Here is a 15,704-nt window from a genome sequence, read left to right as displayed (position 1 = left end):
AGCTTTCTTATCGTTAAAAGTAACGTTTCTTCCAAAATACAAATGCTAAAGCGCAAGATAATGTTGCACATATTATGAGTACAATTACAAAACCTTGAGCCTCACCTTCAAATGGAACCTTTACGTTCATTCCGAAGAAACTAGAGACCATTGTTGGTAATGATAAAATGATTGTAATAGACGTTAACAGTTTCATAACACTGTTCAAATTATTCGATATAACAGAGCTAAAAGTATTCATCATTCCACTTAGAATATGACTATATATTTCCGCCATTTCAATAGCCTGTTTATTTTCAATTAATACATCTTCTAATAAATCTTGATCGTCTTCATACATTTTTAAAAATGTACTGTTACGCATTAATTTTTGAATTACAATTTTATTCGCCTTCAATGATGTTGTAAAGTATACTAAACTTTTTTCAAGACCTAGCAATGTGAAAATCTCTTTATTTTTCATCGACTTATTTAATTGATGCTCTAAATCGATTGTTTTTCTGTTAATTTGCTTTAAGTATCTTAAATAATAAGTAGAAATCGTATATAAGAGCTGAAGTGCAAAGCGTGTCTTTTTAAACGTATAAAATTCTTTAATACGTTGATTAATAAAACGTTCAAAAATTGGATTTTCTTCTAAACAAATTGTCACAAAACAATCTGGCATTACAATCATACCTATTGGAATCGTGTCATAAATCGAATTTCCTTCTTCATCATGTCTAACTGTTGGAATATCCACGATTATTAAAGTATTATTGTCTTCCTTTTCAATACGAGAGCGTTCTTCATCATCTAAAGGGTCTTTAATGAAATCTAAGTCTACATTTAAAGTTTGTACTAGATATTGAATTTCTTCTTCCGTTGGATGAAGTACATTAATCCAGCAACCCTTTTGCATTTCCTCAACCTCTTGTAGTTTTCCGTTTCGGTCTGTTAAATAAATATTTAACATACTATCACCCCGATTCTTTTTACATGTAGGAATCTACCTCTCTTACAGAACAGTTTTTGAACCGCCATTCTCAGCATATGAAACATACGTTTAAATTTCAATAGAAAAATTATTTTGAAAACGTTTTTATAAGAAAAATATTCTAAACAAAGAAAAAGACAGAGTGCTCTCTGCCTTAAAAAGCTTATGTTGCCTTTATAACATATTTAGAAAGCATCCACAAGTTAAAGCCAACTGAAATCGTATAACCAGCGTATGTTGAAATAATAAAACTTACATAATCGAAATACGGAAGCAATACAATATTTAAAACTATCTTCACAATAATGCCAATTACTAATCCTAGCACAGTTTTCTGTTGTTGATTAATTCCTTGTAACATCGCAGCTGTTACTGTAAAAAGCGAAAAGAGTATACAAACAGGAGCATAATACTGTAAAATCACTCTCCCCATCTCCGGATCATTTCCGGCACCAAATAAAAGAGTATATACTGGTTTTGCTAACAACATCATTCCAATTGCCGCAGGTACCGTAATACCTACTACCAATAGATTTGTCCTTGTAAAATGTTTGTACAGTAACTTCACATTTCCTGCTGTATAGGCTTTTGTCATCTCAGGTACGAGAGACATACTAAAAGCAGTCGCAACGGAAACTGGGATAAGTACAACCATCTGAACAAGACCAATTATTGCATTGATTTTCTCCGCTTCTCCTTGCATATATCCTATTTGTATTAGTAGTTTATTAATTGTAAATGTATCAATCGTCTGATACAACGGAATTGCTAAACCTACCACAACAAACGGTATTGAATATGTAAAGAGTTCCTTATACAGCGAAAAGAAAGATTTCGTTGTTTGCGGTATACTTGCCATTTCTTTTTTCTTTAAGTGCTTTCTCCTTTTTATATAATACGCACTTAAAACTGTTAACCCACCTATCGCTCCCATAAAGGCACCGAACGTTGATATACCAACTGCTAGCGAGACAGACGCTTTTAAAATATATAAAACGACAAAGCTTCCTATTAAAATGGTTAAGACTCGGAAAAATTGTTCTACAACTACACTTAAAGCAGAAGGCCCCATCGATTGGAACCCTTGAAAAAATCCCCTTAATAAACTCATTACTGGTACAAGTATTAACGCAAAACTTACAATTTGAATATTAGTAGTGACCGCTGTTATACTATTCCCCGTTTGATCATTTCCATCGATTACAAGTTTAGCTAAATGCGGAGCTAATATATATAGCGTTAAACATGAGATGACTCCCATTATTAACATAAAAAAGATACCGCTCTTTAGCACTCTTTTAACCGTATGATAATCATTCATTTGATCATATTTTGATACCATTTTTGAAACGGCCAGTGGTAGTCCCATCGTCGCAATGCTGAGCATAATCGTATATGGACGATATGCATATGTATATAAAACATACCCACTCGTACCTACCATTGCTGTAAATGGTATAACATATATAAATCCTAACATTTTAGATATCATCGTTGCCATCGTTAAAAATATCGTTCCACGTATAAACGGTGACCCTTTCATCACATTCCTCCGCTACGCTTTATTATTACACATTATGGACAACTCCTTTTCTTTAGAACCGAAACAATAAAAAAAAGCCAATGAAAGATCATTGACTTTAACGCGCTGCTTTTTTCTTTTTGAAATACTTTAAACCGAAGTATAAAGCAACAAAGAGAACAGCTCCTATAATTATGTAATGTGTGTAATCAGATGCATACTCTTTAATGTGTCGCCAATTTCCACCAAGCTTTTCACCTAAGTATATAAATAGTATTGACCATGGAATAATCGCAACTACAGTATACATTGTAAATAGTTTTAATGGCATTTTAGCTAATCCCGCTGGAATAGAGATTGCGTGACGTACGACTGGGATAAAGCGCGCAGAAAAGATTACTCCTGCTCCGTAACGCTTAAACCAACCTTCCGCTATGTCTAAATGGTGTTTATTAATAAGTAGATATTTCCCGTATTTCTCTACAACTGGACGGCCTCCATAGTATCCAAGCCAATATAAAAATATTTGAGCTAACGTACCACCGATTGTTCCAGCAATAACTGCACCGACAAAGCTAATTTTACCATCTGCAACTAAAAAGCCCGCATACGAAAGTACAATTTCACTCGGGATAATTTCAATCATTAAAGCTAGCGCTACTCCAAAGTAACCTAAGCTTGCAAAAAATTGCAATAACTGATCTATTATGCTTGCTAACATTTTATTTTCTATCTCCTTTTTTCTTCACATACCATCCCATTATTACATAAACGTTGCATTCTGCCAATATCTTCATTCCAACAATATGATCGGCATAAGCACTATTAATCTATTAATATTTCTTTCATAGGTTCTTTCATATAAGCAAACATTTCTTTAATTTGCCCTTCTGTATTTCTAGCAACTGATAAATTAGGTAATTCATCCTCACCAAAAAATTCCACATCTTCTGTTTCAATACTCGTCTTCTTTTCACCACCGACAATCTTACAACCTATAAAAATTTTATATACATGTGTTACTGAAGGTGATGGTTGATGTTTTTCTTTATCAAATATAGCGAATAACTTAAAATCATCTACTTCATAACCCGTCTCCTCTAAAACTTCTTTTGCTGCTACTTCTGTCGGCGTATAACCGATATCAGCCCATCCACCTGGCAACGCCCATTTCCCATCACTTTTTTCTTTCACAAATAATAACTTTTCATTTTCAAAAACAACTGCTCTTATATCGACTTTAGGTGTTTGATAGCCTGTCTCACTTGCAAATAACTTCTCTACAACTTCCCAATCTGTCTTTGTATAATGTGACATCATCGAAATGGAAATATCCCGTAATTGTTGGAAACGTTCTATATCATACACATCCTTAGAATACGTTAAACCTGCTTGAGCTATAGATTGTATTTGTTTTACCCAATCAATCCATTTTACCGTCATGTTTCCACATCTCCATCCTTTATTAAGTATATATTACGCCAATTCTACCAATACATCTTTATTATACAAAAAAAGAGATTGATAATGTTTCAATCTCTTTCAAAATTAATCCAATTCATGTAAATGATCTTGTATATACTTTCTTCTTTTATTTATATATTCCTCAATCATATCAGCTTCTTGATCAAATATTTCTAATTTTTCTTTCATATATGGATCTTGTAGTAAATAAGGACGAATCGACTCACACAAACTTTTTACTTTCGGCATCATAAATGAAACGGTAAATTGTTCTTCTAATATTTCTTCCAAAATACCTCGGTATTGCTTTCTAAATACAGGTATATCTAACAATCTTGCACTTAATGTGTTATAACCTTGAATACGAATATACTCATGATTAAGTGGTCTCCCTTGTACATCTCGCCCCCAAGTCGCATCATAATCCCACGGTATCACTTCAAATAAGTTCGTTTCATCGTTATGATATAGTGCATAGTTATGAACAAAACCATCAAAGTTTTGCGTAAAAATGACGCCAGCTAACCACCTTAAATATTTATCTACATGCAAAAACTTTCCAATTTCTTTTTCATAAGCTTCCCTTGACAAAGTATTTGCTTGAAATACAAATTCACTTAATTGTTCTTCACTGTTTTCATTGGAATATTTAAATTCATAACCCGCAAAAAGCTCAGTCTTAACATCTTTATCTCTCTCACTCATTAAAGAGAAATTTGCATCATCATCTATCGCATAATAAATAGAACCACTCGGTAATCCTCTATTTTTCAAAAAGTTTTCATCTACTGATTCTAACTGTAAATATACACCTTGAATTTGACCATTAATTTTTATAAATACATGTTGTGATTTCGGTGAAAGTACACCAATATCATGAAAAAAATCTAAAGACAATTTATTTCGTATGAGAGACGGATCCATAAATTCAGAGTTTAAATGAAACTCTTTCGCACCTTGAAACTTTTTCGGTTTATAAAACATAACATGATAAGACTTTTTCTCAAATTCACGAATATGAGCCCCTCGGTATACGATATCAATATCATACTTCTTTTTTCCATAAGTTAATTTTGCTGGGACTGGACTGTCTGACCAAATTTCTTTTTTCAATTCCACTAGGTTCATTGGATGAATAAAAAAATCATATGAAGGTAGCATATTTTCACATCCCTTCTCAGTTCTCTTCATTCAATGTATGCACTTCGCCTTGTCCATACATCCGCTATCAACCATTTATATAAAATTACACTCTTGTCCTGTTCAGAAATATACCTACATACATATCCTGTTAAGGAAAAAGAATACCTTTTCACCTGAATACATGATAAGGAGGATTTCTATGAAACGTGATATTAGAAAAGCTGTCGAGGAAATCAAAAGTGCTGGGATGGAAGATTTCTTACATCAAGATCCAAGTACGTTTGATTGCGATGATGATTGCACTACTAAAATAGAATGTAGCGACGATTGTAACTGTCCAAGAACAAGATGTACTCGCGTGAAACATTGTACGTTCGTTACAAAATGTACTCATGTAAAAAAATGGACATTTGTTACAAAATGTACTCGTGTTCGCGTTCAAAAATGGACGTTCGTTACGAAAGTAACACGTAGAAAAGAATGTGTGTTAGTTACAAAACGCACTCGCAGAAAGCATTGTACGTTCGTTACAAAATGTGTACGCTTTGAAAAGAAATTTTACTGGACAAAACGATGTTACTGTAAAAAATGCGAATTCTTCCCTAATGGACACGGTGGCTCTTGCGACGATTCGTGTGATGACGGAAAGAAATGGAACGACTGCAAAGGTGGCGGACATAAATTCCCATCTTGCAAAAACAAGAAATTCGATCACTTCTGGTACAAAAAACGCAATTGCTAGTTTTTCATACAAAAAAGGCCGTTTTCACGGCCTTTTTTGTATGCTTACTGAAAATGACTTATATCTGCAAATTGCTTCACTTCACCTTTATCTCCTTCAAATTCTATAATACTTAGACTAGCACTATGCATAAATGGATCATCCCACACATTTTCTATTTCAATACCCGCGAAATGTCCTACAAGTAGCTTTGCCGCTGCCGCATGAGAAACAATTAATATACTTTCTCCTTTATGCTTTTCTAAAAGAATCTGTATCCCCTCAATTACCCTTTTATAAACAGACTCAAAATTTTCTCCTGATGTTGACTGAAAAAGATGTGGCTCATACCAAAATAATTGTATTTCGTCTGGGTATTGCCTTTCTATATCATCGACTGTCTGTCCTTCCCATATACCCATGTTAATTTCATAGAAATGCTCATCCGCGATTATCGGTATATCACGTTCGCCCTTTATTAACTCTGCAGTATGAAGGGTCCTTTCACTCGGACTACTATAGATCGCATCGATAGATAAATCTTTCATTCGACCTCCCAATTGCTTAGCTTGTAACATACCATTTTCGGTTAAAGCAGAATTTTTCCTGCCTTGCATTCGTTTCTCTACATTCCATTCCGTCTCACCGTGCCTCGTTACATATACAGTTGTTTTCATTTGCCATTCCCCCTTACCATGTTGGCCGCAATTCCCACGGTTCTACTCGCCCTACAATCCATTCATCACATTTACTCTCAATTCCTTTTATTACCCCATCCGATATTTCTTCATGAGTAAGCCATCTGCCGTATGTACCGTCTAATATAAAACCTAATATTATTCTATGGTAGCTACACCGCGTACCTCCTATTTTTTGGACGGTCATGCGAGATGCTTTACTACCTAAAACATGAAAAACACTGTATGTTTCAGACGACAAGTCTAATTCTTTACAAATGAGTGATAATGTATCCTTCGCACTTGCATGTATCCATGCGACAACTACTGTTATTGGGCCATTCCGCTCAATTGTGCTTTTTATAGCTAACTTTACATCGTCTTCATTATGATAATCTAACGATAGACATGTGATACTTTCTGGTACAGCACTCTCTCGCTTAACTCTTTCTAATTTCACTTCATCTCGTCCGATAATAGAAACATGAACCCCTTGCTCACAAAGCCACATCGACACCCTCTTTAGCATTCCTGTTCCACCAATTACTAGCGCATGCAACTTCTTCCCCCCTTAGTAAAATGTCATATGAGGTTTATCTTCCTTATAATAATTAATTCGGTCTTGCAATGTCCCTGAATGAAACTCAAACTTATGTCCATCAGGATCAACAAAATATATAGACTCACAATCTCTTACATCCCGTTCTCTTCCTTGTAAAATGTGAACATCATTTTCTTCTAATCGCTGCAGTAGACTTTCAAAGTCTTTCTGTTCAACTGAAAACGCAATATGCGTATAAGATTGATGAATCTCATTTCTCGAAATATTTGCTTCTTCATTAAGTGCTATCCATACCCCGCATACATGAAAATATGCAAGTTTTCTCCCTTTAACTAATAATTCTCCTTCTAACACTTTTTCGTAAAATGTAATAGAGTTTTCTAAATTAGACACTGAAAAACAAAGATGATTAATTCCTTTTAACAAAATTAGCTCCTCCTTAAACAAACGAAAAGATGAGCGAAAATTCACTCATCTTCCATTATACTATTTCTTTGTAATATATGCCCATTTATAGCTGAAGTCCCCGCCAAACGTATGATTTGCAATACCTTTTACATACGGTTTCTCTAAATATGCCGTACTTTGTTGGTACGCAGGAGAAATGGCTGCATCTTCACCAATTAAGATTTTTTCAGCTTCTGCAAGTGCATTCCAACGTGCTTTATCATCTTTTAATAGCTCTCCTTTTGATTTCGCCACTAAATCATCGTACTTCGGATTAGAATAATCCATTTCATTAAATGAACTTCCAGTAACGAACATATCAATATAAGTCATTGGATCTGGATAATCCGGACTCCATGCAGATAATGAGAATTCATATTCAAATTTCTTTTCTAACTCTAGCTTCTGCTTATATGGTTGTTGTTTCAAATTCACCTTAATGCCAGGTAAGTTTTTCTCTAACTCCTCTTTAATAAAATCGCCCACTTTTTTACGGCTACCATTATCATCATTTAAAAATTCTACTGTAATTGTATCTTGGCCAAGTTCTTTCTTTGCTTCTTCCCATAATTTTTTTGCTTTTGCTGCATTATCTTTACTGTCACGGAAATTTTTATTTACAGTACGGAAATCTTTCCCATCTGGTCCTGTCGTAAATTTTTCAGGTACTAAGAAATATGCTGGTAATGATCCGTCATTTAAAATAACATTTGCAATTCCTTTTTTATCATATGCTAGATCAATCGCTTCACGAACTTTTTGATTTTTAAATGTTGCATTTTTCTGGTTAAAACGTAAGAAGTACATACGTGGATCTAACTTCGTTTTAAATTCATCTGGCTTATTCTTTTTATATTTATCAACAAATTCAGAACTTAAAATAACACGGTCTGCTTGATCACTATCATATAAATTTACTCCCGTGCTCGTTTCCTTCACTATATTTACATTAATTTCTTCTAATTTCACTGTATCTTTATCCCAATAATTAGGGTTTTTCTTTAATTGATAACTTCGTTCATGCTTCCATTCACTCATCGTAAATGGACCATTGTATAATAGTTTATCTGCTTCTAATGCATATTTATCCCCTTGTTCTTTCACATATTTTTCATTCAATGGGAAAAATGTCGGGAATGAAGTAAGCTCAAGGAAATATGGTGCTGGTTGTTCTAGTTCTACTACTAACGTTTTATCATCCTTTGCTTTTACTCCTAATTGGTCTAACGGTAATTCTCCCTTATTTACTTTCTGTGCATTTTTCACATCAAATAAAATAAATGCATACTCAGCTGCTGTTGCTTTATCTAGTGCACGTTGCCATGCAAATACAAAATCTTGCGCTCGAACTGGATCACCATTAGACCACTTTGCGTCTCGTAATTCAAATGTATATGTCGTTTTATCTTCACTAATCTTCACATCTTTTGCCATACCGGGAGTTGGTTTATTATCCTTATCTAAACGATATAACCCTTCCATTGCATTGACAAAGGCACGAAATGATACAGAGTCTGTCGATTTTGATGTATCCATTGAAGGAATTTCTGCTGCTTCTAGTAAGTTTAATACTTGCTTATCTGCTGCCCCCTTACTTGCCTCTTTCTTTGTTGTAGATGCCTTCTCCCCATTTCCGCAACCTGCAACTAATACACTAGTTGATAATGCTACTGCAGCAATCGTTGTTACCTTTCTCTTCATTCTTCCTTCCCCCAATCTATATGTATAAATGAAAGCCAGTATAATATATATTATTATACAAAAGATTCAGATTATTTCAAATATTATTTTCATACATTAAAAAAAGAAGCGGATAGAGAGTCTTTCCATCCGCTTCTTTTTCTATTTCTTTTACTTGTAATCCATCGTCTATATCAAATGGATTTTGAACTTTAAATATTTCGTCCATTATCTTCAAAAATTCTTCCTCATTTTTAGATTCGCCGTTAATCGAAATTGAGTACGGCTCAATCTCACCCAATTTATAATCAACAATAAATTGGATATTCACCTTTTTCCTTGGCATATCAGGACTAATCCCTTGGAATTCTACTAATTCTAATCCTTCCGTTCCACGATAATATACCCAAACTGGATTTCTAAAATAACTTTCAAACGATTCACCAATAGAAAAGAATGGATATTCATAAAGCGAGCCTGTACGAACTTTTTGAATAATATCTCGATCAGTTGGGAAGAAGAAATGGCTGAAAAAAATACTAGCAACCGCTAAAATCGTAACGATGGTTGCTCCCATTTTACTCGTTCCACCACTATCACGAATGAGGTACTTCTCAACCGATTCATCTTGAATTTCTCGTGCTTTTATTCGATATATACGCCTTTCTGCAAATTGATAATATAATCCATTCGCAAAAATCGCCATTCCAAATAAAATAAAAACGAGTAATAGAAACGTCAGAGGCACCATATTAATGATTGGTAATGCTACGTTGAAACCCATATAATAAGAAAACGCATCGCACGCTACTAATAACAATACAAATAATGCTGCTGGTAAATAGTACTTACGATACCCAAGCCATCCTACATTGAAAATGGCTGCCCAACCATTCCAGCTCCACCTAGCAATCCGTTTTTCCTCAAGCTCCCATTTTCTTTTGTAATACGGATATTGTCTCCCTACATACACTTCTAATTCCTTGTCTATTAGTGAGCTTCCTTCACCTTGTTCAGTATGCAAAGTCCGCTTACAACTTTCACAATTCAACTGGTTTCCCTCGCAAAGTTGCCCACAATTTATACATCTCAAAACAATCCCTCTTCCCGTCCATACGTTATTTCAATATACCTTCATGTTTTAATAACCACTCTTTCCTCCATAAACCACCTGCATATCCAACAAGCTTCCCGCTCTTTCCTATTACACGATGACACGGAACGATAATTGAAATCGGATTCCGACTATTTGCTCCTCCTATCGCTCGTACAGCTTTCGTATTTCCAACTTTCTCTGCAATATCTAAATATGAAGCACTTACGCCATACGGAATAGTATAGAGCGCATCCCATACATTTTTTTGAAATGCTGTTCCCTCGGCAGACAGCGGGACTGTGAACTCTTTTCTATTCCCCTTAAAATATTCATCTAGCTCATTTATACATTGATCTATCATTTCATTTGTAATTCCTTCTTGTCTCTCATCAACAAATATAACTGACGTAATTCCTTTATCGTTCGCTTTAATTTCAAGCAAACCTAATTCACTTTCATAATAAGCCTGGTACATATGTCAGCCTCCAATTTAATTCATATTCATTATTGTAACACGAATAGACAAAATTTTTCGTATAAGCGTTTTATTAGGGAAACAAAAACGAGAATGATACAATGTAAGAAAATTCAATTTAGGAGGCTATTGGATGAATTCCGAACTTTTTTCACCTTATACAATTAAGGAAGTTACATTAAAAAACCGTATCGTTATGTCACCTATGTGCATGTATTCATCAGAAAACGAAGATGGCCAAGTAACGAATTTCCATCTCGTTCATTACGGAACAAGAGCTGCTGGTCAAGTTGGTTTAGTTATGGTCGAAGCAACAGCCGTGTTACCTGAAGGGAGAATTTCTAATAAAGACCTAGGGATATGGGATGATAGCCTAATTGAAGGCTTACATAAAACGACAACTTTTATACATGATAACGGCGCAAAAGCAGCGATTCAACTTGCTCACGCCGGAAGAAAAGCTGAATTAGAGACGGATGCTCTCGCTCCATCTGCAATTCCGTTTAATGAAACTATGAAAACACCAGTAGAAATGAGTATACAGCAAATAGAAAAGACCGTATTAGCTTTTCAAGAAGCTGCAATACGATCCAAACAAGCCGGATTTGACGTTATTGAAATACACGGTGCTCACGGTTATCTTATTAATGAATTCCTTTCTCCACTTTCTAATAAACGGACTGATGAATATGGAGGTTCACCTGAAAATCGCTATCGTTTCTTACGTGAAATTATTGACTCAATAAATGAAGTTTGGAACGGACCGTTATTTGTTCGTATTTCAGCAAACGATTATCACCCTGACGGTTTAACGGTTCAAGATTACGTTCCATATACAAAATGGATGAAAAAACAAGGAGTAGATTTAATTGATTGTAGTTCTGGAGCTGTTGTTCCGGCACACATTGATGTATATCCTGGGTATCAAGTACAATATGCTAAACATATTAAAGAACATGCTAACATTGCAACTGGGGCTGTTGGTTTGATTACGACTGGAGTACAGGCAGAGCGAATTTTAAATCATAACGAAGCAGATTTAATTTTTATCGGACGTGAGTTACTTCGCAATCCTTACTTTCCACGAATAGCCGCTAATGAACTTGGCTTTGAGTTAGAAGAACCGTATCAATACAAGCGAGCACCGGGGAAAATCCATACGAATAAATAAAACCGAGAAGGGATTCTTCTCGGTTTTATTTATTCTATCGTTGTAATTTCATTAGAGTTATAAATATAAATACCCGTTTCTTCTCGTAATGCAGTGATATACATCCCTTTCGCCACATCTTTCGCTGAAATTGGTTTATACTTTTTGAAAGCCCCCTTAAATATAAAAGGAATGATACGAGATAACTTTTCAGCCATTCGTTCACCGAAACGAAATTCTTGTCGATTTCCTACTAATAAAGATGGCCTAAAAATGTGGATGCCACCTATGACTAACTTTTGTAATTCCTCTTCCATTCTCCCTTTCACTTGTGAATAAAAGAAAAACGATTTAGGATTTGCTCCCATTGAAGACACAACAAGAAAATTTTGCACACCTTGTTTCTCCGCTAGACACGCGGCTCGTAACGTATATTCATAATCTACCTTTTTGAAATTTTCTTTTGTTTTTGCTTTTTTGATTGTTGTTCCTAGACAACTAAATACGTCATCTACAGCAAAAAACTCTTTATATTCCTCTAATACCGAATAATCTATTTGCTTTTGCTGTAACTTCTCATGTTGCCATTGCATTGGTTCTCTTACAAAAATAGTAACCGAATCGTAGTAATCTGATTCAAGTAATAGACGCGTTATCTCTTGTCCAACTAAACCACTTGCACCAAGTACTAACGCTGTTCGCTTATTCATATATGCATATACCTCTTATTTTACTTTTCTCTCCTCCAGTAAAATACAACTTTCAGGAGTTTCCTTCTCTCATTTTACCACAAGTAAAGCACTATGCGTACGCATAGTGCTTTACTCACTCTTTTTCTCATCTTTCTCTCGTATTTTCGTTACTGTTGACGCATCCCCTAAATTACTTATTAATCTTCTTAAAAAAATTAAGACTAAAGCTAATGGTAATACTACCGCTAATATCAATAAAATAGCTTCCATTAAGTAACCCAAACACTCATCCCCCTCTACACCCTCCTTTCATATATATGAACTCAGCGTTGTCACATATGCATGTATTCGCAAAAATAACACATCTATATTTGACAACTTTATAACAAAATCAAATCGGAATGATTATTATTTATTGCAACTTTATAAAAGATGTATTATACTAAGTTCGCAAACTAAAACGTAATTATTCCGTTTTGTATTAAAATGATATTTTTCTTCTAAAATTGGGGAAAATATATCCGTAAAAAAGAAAAGAGGAGAACTTCATGCCTAAAAAATTGACTATATTTTCATTCTTACTTATTTTCACTTTAATTTTCACTGGCTGCTCAAATACAAAAGAAGGTAATGCCAAGAAAGACGGAAAGCTAACTGTTTATACAACTATTTTTCCTCTTGCTGATTTCGCAAAAAAAATTGGTGGCGACTATGTAACGGTTGAAGCAATTTATCCACCTGGTGCAGATTCTCATACATTTGAACCCAGTCAAAAACAAACAGTAAAAGTTGCAAAAGCCGATTTATTCGTTTATAACGGGGCTGAATTAGAACCATTTGCTGAAAAAATGGAAAAATCATTACAAAAAGAAAATGTTAAAATTGTAAATGCATCAAAAGGTATTGAACTGCGTACTTCTACTGAAGAAGAGCATCATGATCACGGAGACGGCCATAAGGAAGAGGAACATCATCACGATAAAGACCCACACATTTGGTTAGACCCTACTCTAGCAATGAAACAGGCAGAAAAAATTAAAAATGCACTTGTAGAATTACAACCTCACCATAAAAAAGAGTTTGAAAAAAACTTCGCAGCACTTCAAACGAAATTTACTGATTTAGATGATCAATTTAAAGCAGCTGTTGCGAATGCAAAAACGAAAGATATTTTAGTTTCTCATGCTGCTTATGGATACTGGGAACAACGCTATGGTCTGAAACAAATTGCTATCGCTGGTATTTCAGCTTCTGATGAACCATCTCAAAAACAGCTTGCTGATATTACAAAAACAGCTAAAGAACATAATCTACAATATATTTTATTTGAAACATTCTCTACCCCAAAAGTAGCATCTGTCATTCAAAAAGAAACAGGTACAAAAATTCTACGCTTAAATCACTTAGCCACTATTTCTGAAGACGATGCGAAAAATAATAAAGATTACTTCACTTTAATGGAAGAAAACGTAAACACATTGAAAGAAGCTACTAACTAATCAATTTTTAATAAGAAGAGGCTGTCTCAAAAGGTCTTTAAATAAGACCTTTTGGAGACAGTTTTTTATTTTAACTTTAATATGGATGAGAAAATGCCCGGTTATAGTAGAAAATCTGTTGATTTTCTACTATAACCGGGCATTTTTCGCTTTGGATTGAGCACTTGTTGTCCATTTCCGTAAATTATGGGCAACACAAATAAAACCCCATTCCAGTCAATTTTTAGAAAGGCCTTGTAAGGAAAAACGTTGGAAGAAGCGATTGTATTTAATATGACCGAATACGGGTTCTACCTCTATTTTTTGTTTTACATATAATTCTTTACCTTCTTTTGTACGTAAATGTTCTCTTACTTCTTTTCGCTGTTTTTAATTTTTGACAGAGACGCTGATAGATTTTGTTTCGTTTCCTTTATATTATATTTACAATATCAATGTTTTATTACTATTACATACTAAATAGGCTAACCTGGATATCCCCTCTTACATATTAACTATTTAGTTGAAAAGGAATGCTATAAAATGAAAAAAGATGATGATGAAATATCAAGCAATATTTTCACTTAATTTCCCCATTTCTATTTCCTATAAGATCCAAAAATAGTGCCATACTAGCTCCAATAAATACTGCAATTAGTCCTATAATAATTAAACCAATAATGTTGAAAGTCAAAAATACACATTAATTCATTTGTATATACTTATTATTTATATTAAGATTTAATTTAATATTTGTTAAATTAAGTAAAATCATTGCATTTTACTTAATTAATGATTTATAATAAAAAACCGATAAAGATAAAATTCAGCGGAGTTCTTTTCTGTTTCACCTCTGTAATTATACAAACTAAAGGAACAGGGACATATTTAGCGAAGTTCTTACCCATTCACCTTCGTAATGATATAAATTAAAAGAATGGTGATTAATTTTTTTATGCCCTACTATAATGAGCACAAAAAACTGCCTCCCAACTGTTAGACATATCTAACGATTGGGAGGCAGTTTTTTCTATAAAGAAATATAAATACTCTTTGTACAAAAAATCAATGACTAAGAAAATCTTTATGAATCAAGAGTAGTTCATTTTAGAGATGTATTTTCAATTTCTTTATATTGAAATCCACCATGTAGCGTCATTCTTGAGTCACTAATGAATTCTATAAATTGAGGGATTATTATAGATAAATATAATATAACGGTAACAGAACGTTACATTGATATTAGAAATAATTATATCCACCACATCGCTATCAATTTAAAAGAAGGAACTATCACAAAAACAAAAAAACAATAAAAAAGCTTATCATTAAGTGCTAAAGGATAAGCTTTTTTATCTATATTTATTAAATTTTATTGGATCTCTTCCACGCTATGACTGTAATAAGATATTGAATACCAAATAGGAAAGCGAACAGTATAATGAATTTTGCTATTGCTTCTAACCATCCACTGAAATCTTCAGGGAAGTAATATTTGTATGTAGTAGCACCTATTGCGACAAAACAAAAAATAAAGGTATTACTCATTTTTTCTTTTAATTTTTCTTTTAATTGCTCTTTATTATTAATATCTGTTTCATAAACTCCAGTTAGAATAGAT

16 protein-coding genes and 2 pseudogenes are annotated in these 15,704 nt (G+C 33.8%); 3 read left to right on the top strand and 15 right to left on the bottom strand.

The features are described 5' to 3' along the window. Nucleotides 1-13: 13 nt before the first annotated feature. The 5 genes from AC3WVA_RS18255 to cotH form a co-directional block, all read right to left on the bottom strand. On the bottom strand, nt 14-955 hold the full coding sequence (locus AC3WVA_RS18255) for a magnesium transporter CorA family protein (RefSeq protein WP_000932394.1): 942 nt from the start codon (nt 953-955) through the stop codon (nt 14-16). 184 nt (nt 956-1,139) lie between these two features. Then, nucleotides 1,140-2,519 carry a putative polysaccharide biosynthesis protein gene (locus AC3WVA_RS18250; protein WP_098346476.1) on the bottom strand — a complete coding sequence of 460 codons (1,380 nt, stop codon included), beginning with the start codon at nt 2,517-2,519 and terminating at the stop codon, nt 1,140-1,142. Between the two features lie 97 nt (nt 2,520-2,616). Next, nucleotides 2,617-3,219, bottom strand: coding sequence for an undecaprenyl phosphate transporter UptA (uptA, locus tag AC3WVA_RS18245; protein ID WP_492322075.1), 603 nt, complete (start codon nt 3,217-3,219; stop codon nt 2,617-2,619). Between the two features lie 104 nt (nt 3,220-3,323). Further along, nucleotides 3,324-3,941, bottom strand: coding sequence for an NUDIX hydrolase N-terminal domain-containing protein (locus tag AC3WVA_RS18240; protein ID WP_071757936.1), 618 nt, complete (start codon nt 3,939-3,941; stop codon nt 3,324-3,326). Nucleotides 3,942-4,046: 105 nt separating this feature from the next. Further along, nucleotides 4,047-5,123, bottom strand: a complete 1,077-nt coding sequence (gene cotH / locus AC3WVA_RS18235) for a spore coat protein CotH (protein ID WP_098346475.1) — start codon at nt 5,121-5,123, stop codon at nt 4,047-4,049. A gap of 181 nt (nt 5,124-5,304) precedes the next feature. On the opposite strand from cotH, the gene exsB reads away from it, so the two are divergent. Then, nucleotides 5,305-5,847 carry an exosporium protein ExsB gene (gene exsB, locus AC3WVA_RS18230; protein ID WP_098346474.1) on the top strand — a complete coding sequence of 181 codons (543 nt, stop codon included), beginning with the start codon at nt 5,305-5,307 and terminating at the stop codon, nt 5,845-5,847. 44 nt (nt 5,848-5,891) lie between these two features. Here the strand turns inward: exsB and AC3WVA_RS18225 are convergent, their stop codons facing one another. From AC3WVA_RS18225 to AC3WVA_RS18200, 6 genes are all read right to left on the bottom strand, one after another. Then, nucleotides 5,892-6,503, bottom strand: coding sequence for a phosphoserine phosphatase 1 (locus tag AC3WVA_RS18225; RefSeq protein ID WP_098346473.1), 612 nt, complete (start codon nt 6,501-6,503; stop codon nt 5,892-5,894). A 13-nt stretch (nt 6,504-6,516) separates the two neighbouring features. After that, nucleotides 6,517-7,062: a short-chain dehydrogenase gene (locus tag AC3WVA_RS18220; protein ID WP_098346472.1), complete on the bottom strand. Its 546-nt coding sequence runs from the start codon at nt 7,060-7,062 to the stop codon at nt 6,517-6,519. Nucleotides 7,063-7,074: 12 nt separating this feature from the next. After that, nucleotides 7,075-7,491 carry a FosBx1 family fosfomycin resistance bacillithiol transferase gene (gene fosB / locus AC3WVA_RS18215; protein WP_492322074.1) on the bottom strand — a complete coding sequence of 139 codons (417 nt, stop codon included), beginning with the start codon at nt 7,489-7,491 and terminating at the stop codon, nt 7,075-7,077. A 60-nt stretch (nt 7,492-7,551) separates the two neighbouring features. Then, a complete protein-coding gene (locus AC3WVA_RS18210) occupies nt 7,552-9,213 on the bottom strand; it encodes a peptide ABC transporter substrate-binding protein (RefSeq protein ID WP_098346470.1) in 1,662 nt (553 codons plus the stop codon). A gap of 76 nt (nt 9,214-9,289) precedes the next feature. After that, on the bottom strand, nt 9,290-10,285 hold the full coding sequence (locus tag AC3WVA_RS18205; RefSeq protein ID WP_048527424.1) for a DUF2628 domain-containing protein: 996 nt from the start codon (nt 10,283-10,285) through the stop codon (nt 9,290-9,292). A gap of 25 nt (nt 10,286-10,310) precedes the next feature. Beyond that, nucleotides 10,311-10,763 carry a methylated-DNA--[protein]-cysteine S-methyltransferase gene (locus AC3WVA_RS18200; protein ID WP_048527423.1) on the bottom strand — a complete coding sequence of 151 codons (453 nt, stop codon included), beginning with the start codon at nt 10,761-10,763 and terminating at the stop codon, nt 10,311-10,313. Between the two features lie 133 nt (nt 10,764-10,896). Here AC3WVA_RS18200 and namA point away from each other — a divergent pair, with 133 nt between their 5' ends. Then, a complete protein-coding gene (namA, locus tag AC3WVA_RS18195) occupies nt 10,897-11,934 on the top strand; it encodes an NADPH dehydrogenase NamA (protein ID WP_098346469.1) in 1,038 nt (345 codons plus the stop codon). Between the two features lie 29 nt (nt 11,935-11,963). Here the strand turns inward: namA and AC3WVA_RS18190 are convergent, their stop codons facing one another. Next, nucleotides 11,964-12,623: an oxidoreductase gene (locus AC3WVA_RS18190; RefSeq protein ID WP_098346468.1), complete on the bottom strand. Its 660-nt coding sequence runs from the start codon at nt 12,621-12,623 to the stop codon at nt 11,964-11,966. 111 nt (nt 12,624-12,734) lie between these two features. Continuing rightward, complete coding sequence (locus AC3WVA_RS18185) at nt 12,735-12,887, bottom strand: hypothetical protein (protein WP_048527421.1); 153 nt, start codon at nt 12,885-12,887, stop codon at nt 12,735-12,737. A 266-nt stretch (nt 12,888-13,153) separates the two neighbouring features. Between AC3WVA_RS18185 and AC3WVA_RS18180 the strand changes: the two genes are divergently transcribed. After that, nucleotides 13,154-14,104, top strand: coding sequence for a metal ABC transporter substrate-binding protein (locus AC3WVA_RS18180; protein WP_098346467.1), 951 nt, complete (start codon nt 13,154-13,156; stop codon nt 14,102-14,104). Between the two features lie 129 nt (nt 14,105-14,233). Here AC3WVA_RS18180 and AC3WVA_RS18175 read toward each other — a convergent pair. Further along, nucleotides 14,234-14,518: pseudogene (locus tag AC3WVA_RS18175) on the bottom strand (transposase); the annotation flags it as partial. Nucleotides 14,519-15,448: 930 nt separating this feature from the next. After that, nucleotides 15,449-15,704: pseudogene (locus tag AC3WVA_RS18170) on the bottom strand (DUF6773 family protein); the annotation flags it as partial.

This window comes from Bacillus sp. EB106-04-02-XG92, assembly GCF_058791995.1.
This window is presented reverse-complemented; position numbering and strand designations above follow the sequence as displayed.